15 protein-coding genes and 1 pseudogene are annotated in these 21783 nt (G+C 66.8%); 8 read left to right on the plus strand and 8 right to left on the minus strand.

Going from position 1 to position 21783, the window contains the following annotated elements:
- Positions 1 to 283 precede the first annotated feature (283 nt).
- From ACRAKI_RS09490 to ACRAKI_RS09510, 5 genes and pseudogenes are all read right to left on the minus strand, one after another.
- Positions 284 to 478, minus strand: coding sequence for a hypothetical protein (locus ACRAKI_RS09490; RefSeq protein WP_447006684.1), 195 nt, complete (start codon positions 476 to 478; stop codon positions 284 to 286).
- A 339-nt stretch (positions 479 to 817) separates the two neighbouring features.
- Positions 818 to 1081: a transposase gene (locus tag ACRAKI_RS09495; RefSeq protein ID WP_447008370.1), complete on the minus strand. Its 264-nt coding sequence runs from the start codon at positions 1079 to 1081 to the stop codon at positions 818 to 820.
- Positions 1082 to 1310: 229 nt separating this feature from the next.
- Positions 1311 to 1532, minus strand: a pseudogene (locus ACRAKI_RS09500) (hypothetical protein); the annotation flags it as partial.
- A gap of 87 nt (positions 1533 to 1619) precedes the next feature.
- Complete coding sequence (locus tag ACRAKI_RS09505) at positions 1620 to 1757, minus strand: hypothetical protein (RefSeq protein ID WP_447006685.1); 138 nt, start codon at positions 1755 to 1757, stop codon at positions 1620 to 1622.
- Positions 1742 to 2761 (minus strand): tyrosine-type recombinase/integrase, encoded by a 1020-nt coding sequence (locus tag ACRAKI_RS09510; RefSeq protein WP_447006686.1) that lies wholly within the window; start codon positions 2759 to 2761, stop codon positions 1742 to 1744. Before ACRAKI_RS09510 ends, ACRAKI_RS09505 begins: the two co-directional genes overlap by 16 nt.
- Before the next feature lie 377 nt (positions 2762 to 3138).
- Here ACRAKI_RS09510 and ACRAKI_RS09515 point away from each other — a divergent pair, with 377 nt between their 5' ends.
- The 6 genes from ACRAKI_RS09515 to ACRAKI_RS09540 all read left to right on the plus strand — a co-directional run bounded on the left by ACRAKI_RS09515 (position 3139) and on the right by ACRAKI_RS09540 (position 17636).
- Positions 3139 to 6549 (plus strand): LamG-like jellyroll fold domain-containing protein, encoded by a 3411-nt coding sequence (locus ACRAKI_RS09515; protein WP_447006687.1) that lies wholly within the window; start codon positions 3139 to 3141, stop codon positions 6547 to 6549.
- A gap of 153 nt (positions 6550 to 6702) precedes the next feature.
- The gene (locus ACRAKI_RS09520) at positions 6703 to 13329 is read left to right on the plus strand and encodes an RHS repeat-associated core domain-containing protein (RefSeq protein WP_447006688.1); all 6627 of its coding nucleotides are present in this window, start codon (positions 6703 to 6705) and stop codon (positions 13327 to 13329) included.
- A gap of 128 nt (positions 13330 to 13457) precedes the next feature.
- Complete coding sequence (locus tag ACRAKI_RS09525) at positions 13458 to 13739, plus strand: hypothetical protein (RefSeq protein WP_447006689.1); 282 nt, start codon at positions 13458 to 13460, stop codon at positions 13737 to 13739.
- A gap of 248 nt (positions 13740 to 13987) precedes the next feature.
- Positions 13988 to 15760, plus strand: coding sequence for an RHS repeat-associated core domain-containing protein (locus ACRAKI_RS09530; protein WP_447006690.1), 1773 nt, complete (start codon positions 13988 to 13990; stop codon positions 15758 to 15760).
- 8 nt (positions 15761 to 15768) lie between these two features.
- Positions 15769 to 16482 carry a hypothetical protein gene (locus ACRAKI_RS09535; protein ID WP_447006691.1) on the plus strand — a complete coding sequence of 238 codons (714 nt, stop codon included), beginning with the start codon at positions 15769 to 15771 and terminating at the stop codon, positions 16480 to 16482.
- Between the two features lie 554 nt (positions 16483 to 17036).
- Positions 17037 to 17636, plus strand: coding sequence for an ISAs1 family transposase (locus ACRAKI_RS09540; protein ID WP_447006692.1), 600 nt, complete (start codon positions 17037 to 17039; stop codon positions 17634 to 17636).
- Here the strand turns inward: ACRAKI_RS09540 and ACRAKI_RS09545 are convergent.
- The 3 genes from ACRAKI_RS09545 to ACRAKI_RS09555 form a co-directional block, all read right to left on the minus strand.
- The gene (locus tag ACRAKI_RS09545) at positions 17611 to 18708 is read right to left on the minus strand and encodes an integrase core domain-containing protein (RefSeq protein WP_447006693.1); all 1098 of its coding nucleotides are present in this window, start codon (positions 18706 to 18708) and stop codon (positions 17611 to 17613) included. The two genes, ACRAKI_RS09540 and ACRAKI_RS09545, sit on opposite strands and share 26 nt — an antisense overlap.
- Before the next feature lie 381 nt (positions 18709 to 19089).
- Positions 19090 to 20292 carry an alpha-hydroxyketone-type quorum-sensing autoinducer synthase gene (gene cqsA / locus ACRAKI_RS09550; RefSeq protein WP_447006694.1) on the minus strand — a complete coding sequence of 401 codons (1203 nt, stop codon included), beginning with the start codon at positions 20290 to 20292 and terminating at the stop codon, positions 19090 to 19092.
- Positions 20293 to 20746: 454 nt separating this feature from the next.
- Positions 20747 to 20896 carry a hypothetical protein gene (locus ACRAKI_RS09555; RefSeq protein WP_447006695.1) on the minus strand — a complete coding sequence of 50 codons (150 nt, stop codon included), beginning with the start codon at positions 20894 to 20896 and terminating at the stop codon, positions 20747 to 20749.
- A gap of 364 nt (positions 20897 to 21260) precedes the next feature.
- On the opposite strand from ACRAKI_RS09555, the gene ACRAKI_RS09560 reads away from it, so the two are divergent.
- Complete coding sequence (locus tag ACRAKI_RS09560) at positions 21261 to 21416, plus strand: SU10 major capsid protein (protein WP_447006696.1); 156 nt, start codon at positions 21261 to 21263, stop codon at positions 21414 to 21416.
- Between the two features lie 26 nt (positions 21417 to 21442).
- Positions 21443 to 21778 (plus strand): SU10 major capsid protein, encoded by a 336-nt coding sequence (locus ACRAKI_RS09565; RefSeq protein WP_447006697.1) that lies wholly within the window; start codon positions 21443 to 21445, stop codon positions 21776 to 21778.
- Positions 21779 to 21783: the final 5 nt, after the last annotated feature.

The raw sequence follows: 21783 nt of genomic DNA on the forward strand, positions 1-21783 counted from the left end.
ACCGGGTGTGGCCCAGACTTCGCTGGCCAGTCGTCTGCACGGTGTGGACGGCGGGGCGAGTACCTCATTGCTTACAGACAAGCATTTCGGCCACTTGATTTATGCACAGGCGTTCGACGCCCGCTGGGGGTCAAGGGGTCGCAGGTTCAAATCCTGTCGTCCCGATGGCCATTGACCAGCGGGTTTGCCTTTCGAGGCAAGCCCGCTGGTGTCGTTTTCGGCTGTTGTGGTCGCAATGTGGTCGCGCCCTGCGGGTCAGACGACGTCGGCCTCGTCCACAGGGTCATTGCGTTGTGGGGTAACTGCTGGTCATGGCGGTGATCAGGTCGTGTGATCGGCGGTTGGCGCGTCGGAGGGCGCGGGCGATGTTGGTGTCGCCGTTGGTGCGGTGCCAGCCGATCGCGGTGTTGCGCAGGGTCGCGATGACGGCGGGGCCGGTGCCGGTCCGGGCTTGATGTGAGTCTGCACGGAACGTCACGTCCCGGACGTGATGGACCTGGTTCTCGATGAGCCATTCGCGGCGGATCCAGTCCTGCAGGTCGGCCGGCAGGGCGTCGCCGGCGGGCAGGACACGGTGAGGTAGACCGTTTCGCGGCTGGTCTTTGCGCTGGTGGTGCGGCTGCGGGTGACCCGGACGGCCTGCTCGGCGTGCGGGAACGCGATGCCGCCGGGGGTGCGCGGTGTGACGGCTTTGACGGTGCGGGTCTCGCGGCGTCCGTGACCTCGGTCGTGGGTGCGGTCCCCAACCGGAATTTCGGACCAGGCGGGGATTTGAGCTCGGCGAGCAATGTCGGCTGGTTGCCTTTGACGGCGGTCATCAGATGGGCTCCGTGGGCGACCTGCCGGGCGTGGCCGGCTGGATGTGCAGGGCGTCGGCGACGAACACCACGCCCGTCAAGGAGCCCACGACCTTGTGGACGGCGTCGAGAAGCGGTGTGAACGCGGGGATCTCGTTCGATTTCGCGTCCACGGTGACCTGGGCCAGGACGATGCCGGTGTCGGTGTCCAGCGCGGAGAGCAGATGGACCTGGCGGCCGTCGTCGAGGCGGGTGCCACGCAGGGTCTTGCCGTCCACGGCGATGACGTGGCGGTGTCGGCGTGGACGGACCGGTGACGATCGCCGGGTGCGGGTGGTGAGTCAGCCGCCGAGGACGGTGGCCAACAGGTCGGCGTCGAGGCGGGTCAGCAGCCGCCATATCGTTGTGCCGGAAGGGATGCGGTCGAAGCCGAGCCGGTCGCGGGCATGGCCGTCGAGATCCCCGCAGCCAGTCGCCGATCGCCGCGAATGACGACGCCCCGGCCAGGATCGCGCAGACCGCCACCGCGAGCAGCGCGGACAACGGGTAACGGATCCCACGCGGGTCACGCGGATCAGCACCTTCGCCAGGGCGTCCAGCAGACCACCGTGCTCGCCATCGGTGACAGGCGCCGGTGGGCCGTCGACGGAGGGTGTCGTGACGGTCAGTGCGGTGAGAGATGATGCCATCGGCGGGTGGGATCTTCCTCGGAGTCGTGAAGCGTCGCAACTCCATGATCACCGATGCGATCCCCACCCGCCGCCATCGCCTCCACGAAGGCCCTTCACGTTTAAACTCCCAGCTCAGCGCATTGCTGTCTGACTACGCAATCGCCCTGGCCTCGTCCAGGGCTTGGGCGATGACGTCGACGGCGTCGTGGCGTAGCAGGTGTCCATAGACCTCGGTGGTGGTGGACAGGGTCGAGTGGCGCATCGCGCGGGAGATCACGGCGAGTGGCACTCGTGAGTTGAGCATGGTGGTGGCGGCGAAGTGCCGTAGGTGTGCACACGAATCTTGGGCAGTCCGGCGGCGTGGGCGTGTTGGTGGAAGTGCCGGAGCACGTACTCGGGGCGCAGTGGCCTGCCGTCGCGGCGATGGAACACGAGGTCGTCGCCGGGTTGGTGGAGCTGCTGGTGGCGCAAGGCGGTGACAACCCGGTCGGACAGGCCGGTCCAGGTGCGGCTGCTCGTGGTCTTGGGTGCGGTGAGGACCGGTGTGGTGTTGTTGATGTTGGACAGGGTGTAGCGGATGAACGCCACCTGGCCGCCGAGGCTGATGTCGTCCCAGTGCAGGGCCAGAGCCTCGCCTTTGCGCAGTCCGGTGCCGATGATGACCTCGAACAGGTCGGTGAGCGGGTCGTCGTGGTCGTGGCAGTAGCCCAGGAACCGTGCTGCCTCGCTCGGTGACCAGCAGGTGGGTTCGTACTTCGGTGGCCGCGGCACCAGGACGTAGCGGGCGGGGTTGTGGGCCAGCCGTCGTTGTCGGACGGCGTAGGTCAGGGCGCTGGACAGGGTGGCGACGCAGCGCCGCGGGGTGACCGGGCCGGGGCGGGCGGTCAGCTGGTGGTGGATGAACAGTGCGATGTGCTGGTGGCTGAGTGCGTCCAGCCGTACCGCGCCCAGGGCGGGAACGAGGTCCTTGTAGACGTAGTCGTGGTAGCGGGCCGTGGTCGTCGGCTTGATCGCCGATGCCTTGTCGTGCAGCCAGGTGGTGAGGTAGTCGGCGACGGTCTGCTTGTCGTCGGTGATGATGCCGGTACGCTCGTACTCCAGTACCTTGCCCAACGCCGCCTGAGCCTCTGTCCTGGTGGCGAAGCCGCTGCGGCGCATGGTCCGCCGACGCCCGTCCAACGACGGCAGGTCGACCGCGAAGGACCACCGCCCGTGCCTACCGCCCGCGAGTTCGGGGCACCGGGCGCCGAGCTGCCTGCCGGCGGCATCCCGACGGCCGCACCGCCGGTACACGCGCCACGTTGAGGGTTGCTCATCATGACCTTCATTCGTGTTCCACGGTCGAACCCCGTTTCGGGGTGTTGTGGTTCGCCGCGCGGGTGCGTCCTACCGGTGAGGTGGTGTCGGCCGCGTCGTGTGCGCAGGGAGGTGTCCGCTGGTCGATGTCGCCTTGAGATGCGCGTCACGTGGATTGACGGCCGATCGGTGGCTGTGACGTGTGATTGCTGCGAACGGCCTACATCTCGGGGGCGACTTGTGCGTCATAGTTCTCGGCGGTTGGGGATCAGTCGTCGCGGGGGATCGGTGGTGTCACCGGTTCAGGGGGGCACCACAAGATGCGTTTGCGCGCGCCGGCGCGGGGCTTTGCCCTGCGCGGCTTCAGCATGGGGATGGCACTGTCGGTTGTCCTCGCCGGGGTAGTAGTCGCCCCCTCGCCGCCGGCGCTCGCGGCGTCGGTGGTTCCCGATTCCGCGCCGGACGAGGCGACGGCTCTGCGCTACGCCCGTGAAGGCGGTAAGCAGGTGGTGGTCGACAGCGCGACCACGGAGACCGACGAGTTGCGTGCCGACCCGGACGGCACGATGACGTTGATCCAGTACGTCCAACCGGTGCGGATCAGGCGCGGTGACGCGTGGGTGGCTGTGGATCTGACCTTGGAGCGCAAGCCCGATGGCACGCTGGGCCCGAAGGCCGGGCCGGTGGAGATGGCTTTCTCCGGCGGCGGGCCGAACGACGCGCCGATCGCCAAGGTCGCCCGGGACGGCAACGAGGTTGGTTTGAAGTGGTCCGGTGACCTGCCTGAACCGGTGCTCGACGGGCCGCGGGCCACGTACCCGGATGTGCTTCCGGGCGTGGACTTGGAGGTCGAGGCCGGGCTCAAGGGCTTCAGCGAGGTCCTGGTGGTCAAGACGCCGGAGGCGGCGCGCACTCCCGAGGTGCGCATGATCGCCTTCGGCACGCACGTCGCCGACGTCCAGGTCGAGGACGGCCCGAAGATCGACGACGGCTTGATCGTGAGGAACAGCGCCGGGATGCCGGTGTTCTCCGGCCAGGCCTCGCGGATGTGGGACTCCTCCGGAGACTCCGACGACAACCGCACGAACGGACCGAGCCTGGGCGACCGCCGGGCGACGATGGCCGTCGAAGTCACTCCGGGCACCGTGGCGATCAGCCCGGACCAGTCCTTCCTGGACGATCCGTCGACGACCTATCCGGTGCTGCTGGACCCGGACTACTCCTGCACGAACTGCGGCAAGAACCACCATGCCGTGGTGCAGGACCAGTGGCCGGACGCGCGCACCTACGATGTGACCAGCGGTGACCTGGGTGATCTCAAGGCCGGCTACCTGGGGGCCGAGTACCTTGGCACCGCCAACAACGGCCGGGCGCGGTCGTTCCTGGAGATGAACACCTCGGCCGTAGCGGGCAAGTTCATCCACGGTGCGACTCTGCGGACGAAGGTGGTCCACACCTTCTCGTGCTCGCCGTCGGCGACCGAGGTGTGGTGGGTCGGGGCTATCAACGTCGACACGACGTGGCACAGCCAGCCCGGGTGGATCAGGCTGCTGTCCGAGAACGCCCGTGCCAACAACGCGAGGTACTGCCCGACCGATGGTGGCGCGGACTTCGACGTCTTGTCCGCGGTCCGGGAAGCGGCTGGGGTGCGAGCGGCGGGCGTGACGTTCATGTTGAAGGCGAAGAACGAGAACGACCTGAACACCTCGTGGCGGCGATTCGACCTCAACCCGTACCTCGAGGTGAAGTACAACAGCTACCCGAACCCGCCGACGGACCTCGGTATGGAGGGGTGGGGCCCGAACGCCGGGGACGCGCTGCCGTGTGTGACGGGCGTCGGTCGTACGCACGTCGCGACGAAGACGCCGAGGTTGCGTGCACGTGTGTCGGACGCGGACGGCGGAATGCTGGCCGATGTCGGCTTCGCGGTGGACCGCGGTCCGGTGGGCAACAGCACGTTCGTCACCGAGCCGGTCGCGAATTGGGTGCCGTCCGGCTCGTTCGCCGAGGTGGGTGTTCCGGCGGGGGCGTTGGTGGAGAACGGGATCTACAACTGGTCGGCGTACGCGGGTGACGGGGGTTTGCGAGGCGGCCGGTCGCGCCACTGCGAGTTCCTGGTGGACACGGTCGCTCCGAGCACGCCCGCCGTGTCGTCCACCGACTATCCGACGGCCGGAGTGAACGGCAGCGTCGGCCGGACCGGCATTTTCACGTTCAGGGCCAACGGCAACACGGGGTCCGGCGGTGCGATGGACGTCGTCCGCTACGGCTGGTCCCTCAACGACAACACGGCGATCGAGAGTTTCGTCGACGTCACGTCGAACGACGGCACCGTCTCGGTGCCGATCACTCCTCGCACGGCGGGTACGAACGTGTTGCACGTGACCGCGTTCGACAAAGCGAAGAACCGGGCCGCGACGAATGCCGTGTACGCGTTCGACGTCGCAGCCCCGGTGCCGGCTCTCGCGGCGTGGACCTTCAACGCATCGACCGGGACCACCGTGCCCGACGGCCGGGGCAACCACCCGATGACGCTCTCGGGCGGCGCCTCGTTGGCCACGGGTTATGCCGGCAACGCGCTGACGCTGAACGGCAGCACCGCGTACGCCGCCAGCGCCGCCGCCGTGCTCGACACATCGCGAGCGTTCTCGGTGAGCACGTGGGTGAAGCTCGACAGCAAGGCAGACTTCGTGACCGTCGTCTGCCAGGACGGCGCCTGGGTGAGCCCGTTCTACCTCCAGTACGCCAAGAACGTCGACCGGTGGTCGATGACCACCACCTCGTCGGATTCGAGCGCGCCCGCGGCCTATGCGCAAGCACTGTCCACATCCGCGCCGAAGTTGGGTGTGTGGACGCACTTGGTCGGCACCTACGACCCGGATCTGCGGCGCATCTCGCTCTACGTGGACGGCGTGCTTCAGAGCACTGCGACGGCAACCACTTGGAAGAGCTCCGGAAAGCTGGTCGTCGGCGCCAACAACGCGAGCGCGCCAGGCAACTTCTTCCCGGGAGCGATCGACTACACCGAGGTGTGGGACCGGGTGTTGCGCCCAGGGGACGCAGTGGACAGTTCCAACCTCCTGGTCCCGCGTTCGCAGCTGCGCCTGGACGAGCGCACCGGCACGCAGGCGCTCGACGAGGTGACGACGCTCAACGCATCGCTGTCCGGTGGCACGTCGTGGGCGGGAACCCCGGTGGATCCCGACGACCCGAACCAGGCGTTGACCAGTGAGGACAAGTGGCTGAAGTTCGACGGGACCGGTGAGGTCGTTGCCCAGCGGCATCCGTTGTTCCGCACTGACCGGTCGTTCACGGTGTCGGCGTGGGTGCGGCACGACGGGCTCGACGCCGGCAACCGCGTCGCGGTGAGCATGGGCGAGGATGCCAATCAGTCGCCGTTCATGCTGGGCTACTTCACCGAGCAGCGGAGGTGGGGCTGGCGCATGTCGACCGGCCCGACCGGGGCCGATGCGTGGGTGGTCTTCTCCGATGAGCTGGCGCAGGCGAACACGTGGGTGCACCTGGTCGGTCGGTACGACTACGCGCGTGGACGGCTCGACCTGTTCGTCAACGGCGTGCAGCAGGCCCGCGCCGTGGTGAACCCGCCCGCCGGTGCGAAGGTCGTCGGTTGGAGCGCGCCGGGTCCGTTGCGCATCGGCCGCGCCGCGTGGAACGGCGTTCCGGACTTCCGCTGGAAGGGTGACATCGACGACGTGAGGGTCTACGTCGGTGCTGCCGTGCCCGCCACGATCAAACAGGTCCACGACACCACCATCCATCTCTGAGCCGGTCCATTCCCCTCCTTCAGGAAAGGCGTTGTGGTGAGCGCTGTCGCGCGGAGGGTGGCCAGACGGGCCATCGCCTTCGGTCTCGTGTTGGTGTTGGCGACCTCGACCGCGCAAGCGGTGGCGGCACCAGCCGATGAGAACGGGTGGGAGGTGACCGAACTCCAGAAGGAGAAGTCGGTTGCGACGGCGTCCGTGTCCGTCCGCCCACAGCCGCCGGACCCGGCTTCCGCCGCGGTGGTGAAGGAGGCGGCGAAGGCGACGTGGCCGGCCGCGAGGAAGTCCGAGGTGGACTTCGCGGGCAAGGGCGGGACGCCCGCGCAGGCCGCGGCACGTGCGGCGGGAACGCCCATCCGCGCCGAGGGCACGCCGATCGCCGTAGGTCCGAACCGGGCCGCACGTGCGGGAGCTCGTGTGGCTGCCACTGGCAAGGTCCAGGTCGAGGTGCACGACCGGAAGTCCGCGGTGGTGTTCAGCCTCGCCGACGCAGGCGGGGCAGTCGGGACACCGCTGGACGTGACCGTGGACTACCGGTCGTTCGCGTCAGGGTTCGGCGGCGACTACGGGGCACGGCTGAAGCTGGTGTCGTTGCCGGCCTGTGCCCTGTCCACACCGGACAAGCAGGAGTGCCGGGTCGAGACGCCGGTGGAGGGCGCGGCGAACAACATCAAGGCCGGCGCGTTGTCCGGCACCACGACGTTGGCGTCGTCGGAGCCGATGGTGTTCGCCGCGGTGGCGTCGGCTTCCGGCAGCGCCGGTTCGTACGCGGCGACGTCGCTGGCCCCGGCGGGGTCGTGGAGCGCGGGCGGCTCGTCGGGTGACTTCACCTACGGCTACCCGATGCGGGTGCCGCCGTCGATCGGTGGTGGGACGCCGTCGGTGTCGTTGGGGTACTCGGCGCAGAGCCTGGACGGGCGCACGTCGTCGACGAACAACCAGGCCTCCTGGGCGGGTGACGGCTGGGACATCTCGCCCGGTGGGTTCATCGAGCGGCAGTACAAGCCGTGCGGCCTGGACCTGGGTGGCAACAACGGGCAGACCAAGACCGGTGACCAGTGCTGGGCGACCGACAACGCGACGATCAGCCTCGTCGGCGTGTCCGGGAAGCTCGTCAACATCCCGGGCACGAACACCTGGCGCGCGCAGAACGACGACGGCGCACGGGTCGAGCGGATGTACGGCGCCGCCAACGGCGACAACAACGGTGAGCACTGGAAGGTCACCACCACCGACGGCACCGAGTACTTCCTCGGCTTGAACCGCCTGCCGGGCTGGACCACGGGCAACCCCGAGACGCAGTCGACGTGGACCGTGCCGGTGTTCGGCAACAACGCCGGTGAACCGTGCCATCAGGCGACGTTCGACGCGTCGTGGTGCCAGCAGGCGTACCGGTGGAACCTGGACTACTCGGTCGATCCGCACGGCAACGTCATCACGTACTCCTACGGCCGGGAGCTCAACCACTACGGCCGCAACAGCGACCCGGCCAAGGGCACGCCCTACATCCGCGGCGGTTGGCTGCACCAGGTCAAGTACGGCCTGCGCGTCGACATTGCGTTCGCCCACCCCGGGGCGCACGTCACCTTCGAGACCGGTGAGCGGTGTGTCCCCGGTGGTGCGGTGACGTGTGCTCCGTCGCAGCTGAACGCGTCGACGGCGTCGTCCTGGCCGGACGTGCCGTTCGACCAGATCTGCGACGCGGGGCAGCAGTGCACGAACAGGCTGACGCCATCGTTTTTCACCCGCAAGAAGCTGACCAAGGTCGTCACCCGGGTGGCCAACGGCGCATCGACATTCCAGAACGTCGATGTGTGGTCGCTGCAGCACGAGTTCCTGAAGACCGGTGACGGCCTCGCCCCGGCGATGAACCTGAAGTCCATCGTCCACACCGGACTGGTGGGCGGCACTGTCGCGCTGCCGCCGAAGGTGTTCACGCACAAGGCGATGGACAACCGGGTCGACAACAGCAGCGACAACTACCCCCCGATCACCCGCTACCGGATCGACGCGATCACCGGCGAGGCCGGCGGCCACACCCAGGTCGAGTACAGCGCTCAGGACTGCGTGCGCGGCAGCAGGATGCCCTCGGCGCCGGAGTCGAACGTACTGCGCTGCTACCCGACGTGGTGGACGCCCGAAGGCGCGCACGAACCGATCCTCGACTGGTTCCACAAGTACGTCGTGGTCGCCGTCACCGAGGACGACCGGACCGGTGCCTCCAGCCTGGTCAAGACCAAGTACGAGTACGTCGGCGACCCGGCCTGGCACTTCGACGAGGCCGAGTTCGCCGAACCGACGCGGCGGACGTGGTCGCAGTGGCGCGGCTACGGCACGGTCCGCACGATCAAGGGCGACGCCTCGGAGACGCAGAGCGTCACCGAGGAGGTCTACGGACGCGGCATGGACGGCGACAAGCTGCCGTCCGGCGTCCGTGAGGCGTGGGTTTCCACGAGCGAGGGCGAACCGGTCCGCGACGTGGACCGCCTCCGAGGGTTCCTCCGCGAGACCCGGCAGTACAACGCCGGGGACCTGGCGTCGGCGTCGGTCAACGACCCCTGGATGCCCGATACCCCCTCGGCCACGGACACGTTGGGCAACAAGGCTTTCGTCAACGGTATCGTCTCCGTGCGCGGACGGACCAAGCTGTCGGACGGCACGTGGCGGCGTACGCGCGTGGACAAGGCGTTCAACGCCGAGGGCATCGCCGTCCGCACCGAAGACCACGGCGACCTGGCGGTCACCGGCGACGAGTCCTGCACCCGCAGCACGTACGCGCGCAACGAGGCGGCGTGGATCCTGTCGTTCGCGCAGCAGGTGGAGACCGTCAGCGGCACCTGTGCCGTCACCGCCTCCGCCGCGACGATCCAGTCGCTGACCCGGTCGTACTACGACGACCAGGCGCTGGGCGTCCCGCCGACCCGCGGTCTGATCACCAAAGTCGAGGCGCTGGACAAGTGGGACGCGTCGGGCCAGTCGTGGGTGGTCGCTTCGACCGCCTCCTACGACCCGTACGGCCGGCCGCTGGACGTTTATGACTCCAACGGCCAGAAGACGTCCACCGCCTACACCCCGCCCGACGGCCCGGTGCGGGAGATCACCAGCACCAACGCGCTGGGCCACGTCACCAAGGCGTTGGTGGACCCGGCGTGGGGCACGTCCGTGGCCACGATCGACGCCAACAACCGGCGTGCCGACCTCCAGCACGACGCGCTCGGTCGGCTCGTCGCGGCGTGGACGCCGGGCCACGACAAAGCCACGCGCAAGGCCGACGCCGTGTTCGAGTACCAGTACAACAACGACAAGCCGAGCGTCGTGGTGTCCAAGCAACTGCAGGACAACTACGAGTACCTCGCTGCCTACACGCTCTACGACGGCATGCTCCGCGAACGGCAGACGCAGGTGCCCGCGCCCAACGGCGGTCGCCAGATGTCCGACACGTTCTACGACTCGCGCGGCCTGCCGTACAAGAAGAACGGCGTCTACTGGAACGACAGCGCACCGGGCGGAACCCTCGGCAGCGTCTACGACAACGAAGTGCCCGGCCAGACCCTCACCAAGTACGACGGAATGGGGCGGCCCACCACCGCGACCTTCCGCAAGCTGGCGATCGCCCAGTGGAGCACCACCACGGTCTACGGCGGCGACCGCGTGGTCACCACCCCGCCGAAGGGCGGCACCACCACGACGCTGATCAACGACGCGCAAGGCCGGACGCTCGAAAAGCGGCAGCACACCGCGGGGCCCGACAGCTCCTACGACGCCACGAAGTACGCCTACACCGCGGCCGGCCAGCTCTCGACGGTGACCGACCCCGTGGGCAACGTGTGGCGGTACACCTACGACCTGCGTGGTCGGGTCGTCGCGACCGACGACCCCGACGCGGGCCGCAGCACCATGGTTTACAACGCGGCCGGCCAAGTGCTGAGCAGCACCGACTCGCACGGCCGCACGATCACCAACACCTACGACGTCCTCGGACGCCCGAAGGCCCGCTACGAGGGATCGACCACCGGAACGAAGCTCGCCGAGTGGGAGTACGACACCATCCTCGGCGGTGTAGGGATGCCCGCGGCGTCGCGCCGGTTCGTCGACGGCGCCACCTACCTTCGCAAACCGACCGGGTACGACGCGGCGGGGCGTGCGACGGGAGAGAAGGTGATCATCCCGGCGTCCAAGGAAGGCGTGCTGGGCACCACCTACGAGGTGGCGCAGACCTACACCTCCACCGGCAAGCCGGCCTCGTTCGTCCGCAAGGCGGTCAACTCCGGCGGTCGCCAGATCGTGGCCGGCGAGACCGTGACGTCTTACTACAACACGGCGAACGGGCTGCTCGACAACACAAGCGGTGCGGAGGCCTACGTCTCCTCCACCAGCTACTCCAGCTTCGGCGAGGTGCTCCAGGAGAACTACGGCAGCGGGGCGCTCGGCGTCAAGAACGTGCAGGTCACCAACACCTACACGCTCGGATCACGCCGCTTGGAGCGGACGATCATCGGCCGCGAGACGACCACCGGGAACCGCGTCGCCGACTACAACTACACCTACGACGCCGCGGGCAACATCACCAAGGTCGCCAACACGCCGGAAGGCGGCACTGCGGATACGCAGTGCTACGGCTACGACCACCTGCGCAGGCTGACCCAGGCGTGGACCCCGTCGTCGGGCGACTGCGCCACGGCCCGGTCCGCGACGTCGTTGGGCGGTCCGGCGCCGTACTGGCACTCGTGGACCTTCGACAAGACCGGCAACCGTCTGACGGAGACCACGCACGCCTCGGCCGGCAACACCGTCCGCACCACCACCTACCCGGCTGCGGGCGCGGCACAGCCCCACACCGCGCGGACTGTCACCACCACTGGGCCGAACGGCACCTCGGTGGACACCTTCGCCTACGACACGTCCGGGCGCACCACGTCGCGCAAGATCGGCGGCGACACCCAGACGCTGGAGTACAACGCCGAGGGCCAACTGTCACGGGTCGTCAACGCGGACGGCAAGGCATCCACGTACCTCTACGACGCCGACGGGTCACGGTTGATCAGCCGTGAGCCGTCCGCGACGACGTTGTACGTGTTCGGCCAGGAGATCCGGCTGGACACGGGTACGTCGACTCCGTCGTGGACCCGGTGGTACACCCACAACGGCCATGTCGTGGCGGTGCGCAACAGCGTGACCGGCTTGAAGTGGATCACGCCCGATCACCAGGGCACGAACCAGGTGTCGATCACGCCGGTGTCGATGGAGGTGTCGCAGCGGCGGCAGACCCCGTATGGGGCTCTGCGCGGGGCGGCGCCGTCGTCGTGGCCGGACCGGCTGGGTTTCGTCGGCGGGCGCAACGATGATTCGGGTCTTGTCACGGTCGGTGCGCGTCAGTACGACCCGGCTGCCGGGAGGTTCCTGTCGGCCGATCCGATCATCGACAACAACGATCCGCAGCAGCTGAACGGTTATGCGTACGCGAACAACAGTCCGGTGACGTTCAGCGACCCGACGGGTCTGCTGCACGACTGCGGTCCTGACGGTGTGCGTTGTGGTGGCAAGGAAACGAGCATCCGCGGGCCGAACTGGGCCGACGAGGTGGAGGTCTACACCGGTCGTGCGCGGGCGGCTCAGCAGCAGCAGGCGTGGGTGGACTCCAATCGCCGCAGGGCGATGGCGGAGGCGGGGATCAGCGAGGCGGACTACGCCAAGGCCCTGGCCGACGCGCACAAGACGAAGTGGGATGTGATCAAGGAGGTCGCCTGGGAGGCCTTGAAGGAGATCTCCGGGTGGAACGACATCGTCGACTGTTTCACCAAGGGTGACATCTGGGCCTGCGGCGGGATGGTCGCGGGTCTGGTGCCGTGGGGCAAGGTCGGCAAGATCCTCGAAGCGGGCTACAACGCGGTCAAGGCCGTGAGTCGGCTGTCGTCGGTCGTGGACAAGGCCCGTGGTGTGCTGCGCCGGGTCCACTCGATCAACGAGAACCTGCAGAAGGTCGCGGACGACAAGTTCAAGAAGGTCGGCGGCTCCGGCGGTAGTTGCCCGACCACGCACAGCTTCGTCGCCGCGACCCTGGTGTTGATGGCCGACGGATCGACCAAACCGATCTCCGAGGTCGACATCGGGGACAAGGTCAAGGCAACCGACCCGGCCACCGGCGACACCACCGACCGCGACGTCGTCGCCACCATCGTCCACGACGACGAAGGCGACATGACCCGCCTCACCGTCGCCTCGGAAGACGGCTCGACCGGCACCGTGGACGCCACCTCGTGGCACCCGGTCTGGGTCGACGCCGAAGGCCGCTTCGTCAACATCGGCGACCTCAAACCCGGCCAGCACCTCACGTCGACCGACGGCACCTCGCCGAAGGTCACCGACGTCGACCGCTACACCCACTTCGAACCGGTCTACGACCTGACCGTCGACGGGGTGCACACCTACTATGTGGTTGCTGGGAACGCCCCGATCCTTGTCCACAACTCTGGACCCTGCGACGGCGACCTCGGCCCGGATTGGGAGCCGCGCCCTGAATCAGAGATTTGTGGCTCAACTGGATGCGAGGCGGTAGCTCGAAGCATCCAAGAGCAGATTGGCGGCGACATTCGGCGCATCGAGTCTCCAATTCCTGGCGGATTTTTGGGCCGGTACCGTGGTCAGGACAGCATGTGGAGGCATCATGAAGTCGTCGTTCGCGATGGCAGAGTCTATGATGGGTTCACCGTGCGTACCGGTCTACCTATCGATGAGTACAAGGCGTTGTTGCCCGACTTGTTCCCGAACGAGTTTCCATTCTGAGGCGGACGATGAGCTATCGAGAACTCTGTCAATCTGTCTACCGGAGGCCTCTACTTCATGGGCTCGACGGTAGCTATGGGGCGGCAGTTGCCTACGTTTTGGGTTGCGATGCGGGAACCTCGGGCGTCATGCTCACGGGGTTCAGGGAGTGGCTAATCGTCCGGCTCGATGGTGGACATAATCTCGCTTGGCCGGCGTTGGTGTTGCGAGCAGTTGCCGCAGAAGAACGCGTGGCTGACCTGAAATCGGCTGATGGGGAGAGCGACAAATTCCGGCTTGATGGACTCTTTCGCTTGCTGGACGAGTTCTTTGAGCAGAAGGGTGATCGGGATGGGGTAGCGCGCATCTATTTCCGATACGGCGAATGGCTCAAGGGTCAGTCGTGGTACCGGCCGGAGATGCTGGAGTAGTTCTCTATCAGTAGCCGATGGCTGGGTTGTCGGTGATGCAGCCCTTCTGTGGCCCACCGTTGTCTTGCTGGGCTCTACTGGCGATCTCCGGGACATGGTGAACCGCTTGCGCGGAGCCAGCTCCTATCGGGAGGTCCACATTTTGATCGTTTGGATCGCGGCGCGGCCGGTGATCGAGGCCAGGTTTCCTCTATGACGCCGACGGGTCGCGGCTGATCAGCCGTGAGCCGTCCGCGACGACGTTGTACGTGTTCGGCCAGGAGATCCGGCTGGACACGGGTACGTCGACTCCGTCGTGGACCCGGTGGTACACCCACAACGGCCATGTCGTGGCGGTGCGCAACAGCGTGACCGGCTTGAAGTGGATCACGCCCGATCACCAGGGCACGAACCAGGTGTCGATCACGCCGGTGTCGATGGAGGTGTCGCAGCGGCGGCAGACCCCGTATGGGGCTCTGCGCGGGGCGGCGCCGTCGTCGTGGCCGGACCGGCTGGGTTTCGTCGGCGGGCGCAACGATGATTCGGGTCTTGTCACGGTCGGTGCGCGTCAGTACGACCCGGCTGCCGGGAGGTTCCTGTCGGCCGATCCGATCATCGACAACAACGATCCGCAGCAGCTGAACGGTTATGCGTACGCGAACAACAGTCCGGTGACGTTCAGCGACCCGACCGGTCTGCTGCACGACTGCGGTCCTGACGGTGTGCGTTGTGGTGGCAAGGAAACGAGCATCCGCGGGCCGAACTGGGCCGACGAGGTGGAGGTCTACACCGGTCGTGCGCGGGCGGCTCAGCAGCAGCAGGCATGGGTGGACTCCAATCGCCGCAGGGCGATGGCGGAGGCGGGGATCAGCGAGGCGGACTACGCCAAGGCCCTGGCCGACGCGCACAAGACGAAGTGGGATGTGATCAAGGAGGTCGCCTGGGAGGCCTTGAAGGAGATCTCCGGGTGGAACGACATCGTCGACTGTTTCACCAAGGGTGACATCTGGGCCTGCGGCGGGATGGTCGCGGGTCTGGTGCCGTGGGGCAAGGTCGGCAAGATCCTCGAAGCGGGCTACAACGCGGTCAAGGCCGTGAGTCGGCTGTCGTCGGTCGTGGACAAGGCCCGTGGTGTGCTGCGCCGGGTCCACTCGATCAACGAGAACCTGCAGAGAGTCGCGGCCGAGAAGTTCAAGAAGGTCGGCGACTCGGCCGGGGGAAGTTGCTCCCTGCACAGCTTCGTCGCCACGACCCTGGTGCTGATGGCCGACGGATCGACCAAACCGATCTCCGAAGTCGACATCGGCGACAAGGTCAAGGCAACCGACCCGACCACCGGCGACACCACCGACCGCGACGTCGTCGCCACCATCGTCCACAACGACGAAGACGACATGACCCGCCTCACCGTCGCCTCGGAGGACGGCACGACCGGCACCGTGGACGCGACGTCATGGCACCCGGTCTGGGTCGACGCCGAAGGCCGCTTCGTCAACATCGGCGACCTCGAACCCGGCCAAGTGCTGACTTCGACGGACGATACGGCCCCCGTCGTCACGGAAGTCCAGCGGTATGCCCGCTTCGAGCCGGTGTACGACCTCACGGTCGAAGGTGTCCACACTTACTACGTCGCGGTTGGCGGCGAGGACATCCTGGTCCACAACTGCGGCGACGGCACCGTAGAGCGATTGGAGGAGATGGTGGACGACATCTCCGCATCCACACCCCGACGTCAGCGGCCTGGCACCGTCAGCGAAACCGTGGGTGAACGGCCATCCGGGCTGCTGATAGCCGTGCACAGTCGGGCGGGTGCTCCTGGAGTCGTTCCGGTGCAGGTTCAAGCGGCATTGGAAGCTTGTGGTCATGCACATGCAGGATGCAGTGAAGTGAGCGGCGTTGCACGTGTCGTAGAATTAGGGTCCGCTCCGGTATCGGTTACAACGATGGGGATTAAATCGAAGAGGATCGGCGCGGCGCTTCACAAGCAGGTCATGGCGCCGTGTCCGAGCTGCCAGCGGTTCTTGGCTGAATTTGGAATGTGAGAAGGCTCATGGAGTTGCGCGGTTTTGTCCTGGATGACCCCGGAGGCCTGTCGAAGCGGGCCGTCGAATTTCTCGAAGCACATGCTGAAAGGATCTCATACGACGTCGGCTTGACTGGCGACGAGTTGCGGCGTCACCTCGTCGATGTATTCGGGCCAGGGCAGTACGGCGATGTAGTCTCGCTGGTCGAGAGTGTGCAGAGGCGGTGGGGTGGTCTTGCGTACCGAAGTGGCCTGTTCGACGGCCCTGTCGTTTTCTCGCCGATGTGTGATCCGGAAAATGCTGATGAACCTCTCGAAATAGAGTACGCTGTGGCGTCGGGAAGTCCAGCAGGCGCGTCCATCGACCTCCAAGGTGGGGTGTTGATCGGTTTTGATGGCAACTATGTGAAAGAATTCGCCAACCTCGACTCGCTGATCGAATGCGATGCAATGTTTGCCTCCGTAGCGGCATCGATGTCGGTGACCGAGATCGTATATGATTCGAAAACTGATGACGCTGACTTCCTTTCGCGTGTTTCGGAGTCCCTCGCTGGCTCGTTGGATGTGGTCTCTGAGGCTTCCGGAAACCATTTGAGGTGGTTCGCCAACGAGGTCTCTGCGGTTCATGCATGCTCGACTTGGTCGCGGATGCGCCTCGGTCTTTCCGCATACGTGAGGATTTGGGCGAGGAGCAATGAATTCGTCCAGCTCCTGCGCTCTAAGCTGACTGACACGCTCTGAGTGTTGGTCTTGTGCTTGCCGAAATGTCGTCCGTGCTGGTCAGGCTTGCGTGGTAGTATTCGTTGAGGATGCCGCCGAGTCGTTGTCGTCGGCGGATGTCGAGTCGGGTGACCGCTGCTTGATTGGTGACTGGGCTTGACCCAAGGCCTGTGGGGTGCCAAAAGCCAGCTACATGGTTTGACCTGCGGTTAGGCTGCCGTGGGCTCGTACTCGTTGATGAGGCCGCCGAGGACTGGTCGGCGGCGTATCGACGTGTAGCCCGGTTCTGCAATGGGGTGGTCCGGTCGTGCTGGGGTGAGTTGCCAGGGCGATTGCGTAGTCAGACAGCAATGCGCTGAGCTGGGAGTTTGGGGCGTGAAGGGCCTTCGCGGAGGCGATGGCAGCGGGTGGGATCGCATCGGTGATCATGGAGTTGCGACGCTTCACGACTCCGAGGAAGACCCCACCCGCCGATGGCATCATCTCTCATCACCGCACTGACCGTCACGACACCCTCCGTCGACGGCCCGGCAGCGCCTGTCACCGATGGTGAGCACGGTGGTCTGCTGGACGCCTTGGCGAAGGTCCCGGATCCGCGTGATCCGCGTGGGATCCGTTACCCGTTGTCGGCGCTGCTCACGGTCGCGGTCTGCGCGGTCCTGGCCGGGGCGTCGTCATTCGCGGCGATCAACGACTGGCTGCAGGATCTCGACGGCCATGCCCGTGACCGGCTCGGTTTCGATCGCATCCCTTCCGGCACAACGATGTGGCGGCTGTTGACCCGCCTCGACGCCGACCTGTTGGCCACCGTCCTCGCCGGTTGGCTCACCACCCGCGCGCGGCGATCACCACCGGTCCGTCCACGCCGATACCGCCACGTCATCGCCGTGGACGGCAAGACCCTGCGCGGCGCCCGCCTCGACGACGGCCGCCAGGTCCACCTGCTCTCCGCACTGGACACCGACAGCGGCATCGTCCTGGCCCAGGTCACCGTGGACGCGAAATCGAACGAGATCCCCGCGTTCACACCGCTTCTCGACGCCGTCCACAAGGTCGTGGGCACTCTGGAGGGCGTGGTGTTCGTCGCCGACGCCCTGCACACCCAAGCCGGCCACGCCCTGTGCTTGCCGAAAATGTCGTCCGTGCAGGTCAGGCGGCGTGGTGGTACTCGTTGAGGATGCCGCCCAGTCGTTGCTGTCGGCGGACGTCGAGTCTGGTGATCGCTGCTTGATCGGTGACGGCTGGTGGCAGGGCGCGTAGTGGTCGGGCGTTGTCGATGCCTTGGTGGGGGCGGTGGTTGTTGTAGTACTTCTCGTACTCGCGTAGGGCGTGGAGTAGGTGCGGTTGGTTCCAGATGAGGGTGCGGTCGAGGAGTTCGCGTCGGCAGCTGCGGATCCAGCGTTCCATGATCGCGTTCATGCGCGGTATCCGGACACCGGTGAGGACGACCTGGATACCGGCGTCGGCGAGGACGGCGTCGAACAGGGCGGGGAACTTTCCATCCCGGTCGCGGATCAGGAACCGCGCGGAACCACCCGCGTCCTCGAGGTCCATGACGAGGTTCCTGGCGGCTTGGGTGACCCAGGAGGCGGTCGGGTGCGCGGTGGCGCCGAGGACGCGGATCCGGCGGCTGGCGTGCTCTATCACCGCGAGCACGTAAAGGCGGGTGCCGCTCAGGGTGGTGGTCTCGAAGAAGTCGCAGGCCAGGATCGCGTCGGCTTGGGAGCGGAGGAAGGCCGACCAGGTCGTGGAGACGCGTTCTGGTGCCGGGTCGACCCCGGCGTCCTGGAGGATCTGCCAGACGGTGGAGGCGGCGACTGTGATGCCGAGTACGAGTAGTTCGCCGTGGATGCGGCGGTAGCCCCAGGTGGGGTGCTCGCGCGTTAGGCGTAGTACCAGGAGTCGGATCGAGCGGATGGTCCGTGGTCGGCCGGGCCGCTTGGGGCGGGATCGGGCTGCGTGGCGGCGGGCGAAGAGGTCGCGGTGCCACCGCAGGACTGTCTCCGGGCGTACCAGTAGCCGGAGTCGACGAAGCGCTTGCGCCGGGAGTCGGTGCAGCAGTGCCGCGAGGAAGGCCCGGTCGGCGGGGGAGAACCGTGGGCGGGCGTCTCCGAGTTGGCGTTCCAGGACCGTGATCTGGTGGCGCAGCGACAGGATCTCCGTGTCCTTGTCCCGGTCGCTCATGGGCAGCAGGCGCAGCAACGCGAACGTGTTGGTCACGCCGAGGTAGGCCAGTCGGAGCAGCACAGCCGATCATCATGCCGTGCTGGCCGACACCACGGCGGATGGCAACCGTGACCCTGAGCCCCTCGATGCCCTGGGTGCCGCGCGTCCTCTACCTGCATGGATGAGGTTATCGGCAGGCACAACGGCATGTCGGATGGCTGCGCAGGTTCGAATCCCCGGCGGGAGTACCAAAGGATGGGAACAGGACTGACCAGCGGCTTTGCACAGGCAGCTTGGTGGTGGAGTCATCATTCGGCCTGTCTGCGCCTGAGTAGGGGCCTGGGTGACGGGTCGCTCGGACCCGTCATCACCTCGGCCGTTCCGTCTCGAGTCGAGCGGCCCTGGGACTTCCTCAACTGGACCTGAACTTGCTCTCGGTGTTGCGTGTGCTCACTGGTGGAGTCAGGAGGTGGAGGAGTGACGTGCAGTGGTCAGGGGTTGGACGGCTTCGCTGGCGTGGAGGATGCGGTCCAGGTCATGGTCGGTGAGGTCGCAGTGCAGGGAGAGCCGTAGTGCGGTGCGGTTGCGTGGGGTGGCGGGGGGACAGAAGACGGATCCGAACACGTCGTGCTCTTCCATGATGTCGCGTACCTGGATGACGGTTTCGTCCGGACCGGTGGGCAGCGACATGATGTGGGCGCCCGAACCCCGCAGGTTGTACCCGAGGCCGGTGAGGCCTTCTCGCAGGGTGGTGGCGACTTCGTGCAGGCGGGTGCGGCGCCATTCGTCGTGGCGGACGACATCCAGGGTGGCGGCGATCTGTACCAGGTCGGAGGGCACCAGGGTGGAGGCGAACACGGCCGGGTAGGAGGTCATCTTGAAGTACTCGACGAAGTCCTCGTCGGGGCAGGTGATGTAGCCGGCCCGTTTGGCGAACGCCTTCGACAGGCTCGTCGTGCGGAAATGCACCCGTGCTGTCAGCCCGGCCTGCGCGACCATGCCCGCGCCTTCGGGTCCGTGGGTGCCCAGCGAGTGCGCCTCGTCGACGACCAGGACGCAGCCGGTCTGCTCGGCGACATCGCACAGGGCGGCCAGTGGCGCGAGGCTGCCGCACACGCTGTACATCGAGTCGACCGCGATCACTCCGGGCCCGTGCTCCTCGATGCGGCGCAGCAGGTGAGCCGTGTCGTTGTGGAAGAAGGGCCGTACCGGGGCGCCGGCCGCTTTCGCCCCCGCCCACAGCGACATGTGGGCCAGCATGTCCACGTACACCGGCACCTCGGGTCCGGCCAGCGTCTGCATCAGCCCCACGTTGGCGTCGTACCCGGACTGGGTGAAAACACCCGCCTCCGAGCCGAGGTAGCGGGCGAACTTCCGCTCCAGCACGGTCTGCGGGTGCTCCTCGTACAGCAGCACCGCCGAGGCCAGCCTCGCTCCCCGCATCGCGTCGAAAGACTCCACCACGGCGTCCACGATGCGCTTGTCGCCGGCCAGACGCAGGTAGTCGTTGCTGTCGACCACCGTAGAGCCCGGACTGGGCAGGCGCCGGCCCCGCAGGATGTGACGGCCATGCCACCGCCCCCGGATCCCCGCCGCGTGGAAAGCCTCCACGCGCTCCTGGACGAACGGAGGAAGCAGGGAGCCGGCGGCAGAAGAATCGATCATGCCGTGCAATGTAGGGTCCGTAGCTCAGGGCAACGGCGTTGCTGCACAGGCACGTTCGGGTGATTTTGCAGCGGCTGTTGAGGCGCGGCGCACCCTGTTCAGCAAGCCGCCTGGTCCTAAACGCCGTGGTGCTCCCTGACAACCGCATCCAGCCGCCCGGCGCTCACCTGACGTTCGGGCGGCTGGAGAGGTGTCCATGTTTCCCGAGGCCGACCGCCCTGGCGAACGCTCCCGGCCAGCTCGTGGACTTTCTCAGCACATGGTGTGCGTGACCGTGGTGTCCGGGATCTTGGCGGGCTGGTAGTGGGCGTAGCTGCCCGTCAGCTGAGCATGAGCGTCGGTGATGGTGAAAGGTATACGCGCCGTGGGGCGCGCCCGCCGCATCCGAAGCGGAAGGCGGCGCCGGCGCCTTCCTCCACAAGTCCGTGCGAGAACAGGTTGATGTATCCGTTCTTCACCTCACTGCCTTGCGGTCCCGGATGACGAAGTGACCGTTGACCTGGCAGTTCTGGCGGCTCCAGTCGATCGTCTGCCCACGCCAGCACTTGGCCTGGAAGTAGCCGTTCGGGCCGCCGTCGGTGCCCAGGCAGCTGCGCCGGCGCACCGAGGTCCACCGGTCTTCGCTGTAGGAGTCGGTGTGCGGCGTGCAGGTGTCGTCGACGGCCCGGATCGTTGCGTGCCCGGCAGCACTCGTTGCATTCGCAGCGTGTGCAGGCGCTGCCGCAGCAGCGGCGGCGACCACTGCGATTGCCGCCAGAACACGCTCACGTCGATGATCTTCACTTCATACCTCAAGAACCGTACAGCCCGCCAACGGACACGGCCTCGGGGAAGCCTTCGCTCGTTCGAGCTAACCTGACCAGGAGCGTGTGCCGTCGCATTCCCGGATCACTCCTGAAGCAGGAGCGCCATGCTCGTGATCGCTCTGCTTCTGCCGGTCCTGCTCGTGCTCATGCTGTTCGGGCTGGATGACCAGGAAGAGCTACCGCGAGGAGACCCGCACCGTCGACGGGGTGGCGGTGACGACCATCGAGACGGACTTCGGCCGGTTGCCGATCATGCTCAACCTGTACATGCCCACCGGCACGGTCCAGGCGGTCGGGCTCGACCAGTGCCCCCGATGATGCTGGAAAAGCCCACAGGGTTCCTGTTGTCCGAACCGCCGGCCAAGACCGGGAGCTCCGATCGGGCGCAGATCTACGGCGAGATCTGCCTGGAGTACCGGCCGGACATCGCGCACGGGAAGATCACCGGCCTGGCCACCCCCGACCGGCGGGAGTGGTGCGTGAAGTTCACCAGCACCCGCTACAAGCAGCTCGTCATCCCCGACCTGGGCGTGACCTTCGTGGACGGCGAGACCGAGGTCACCGACAAGACTGCCATCGAGGCCCTGCGCGGGCTACCCAGCGTGCTGGGCGTGCGCGCCGTCGGCGGTCGTCCTTCCCGTGCGGGGAAGGACGACCGGACCGAGACAAGCACGGAATGAAGGAG

It is taken from the genome of Saccharothrix isguenensis (assembly GCF_052936305.1).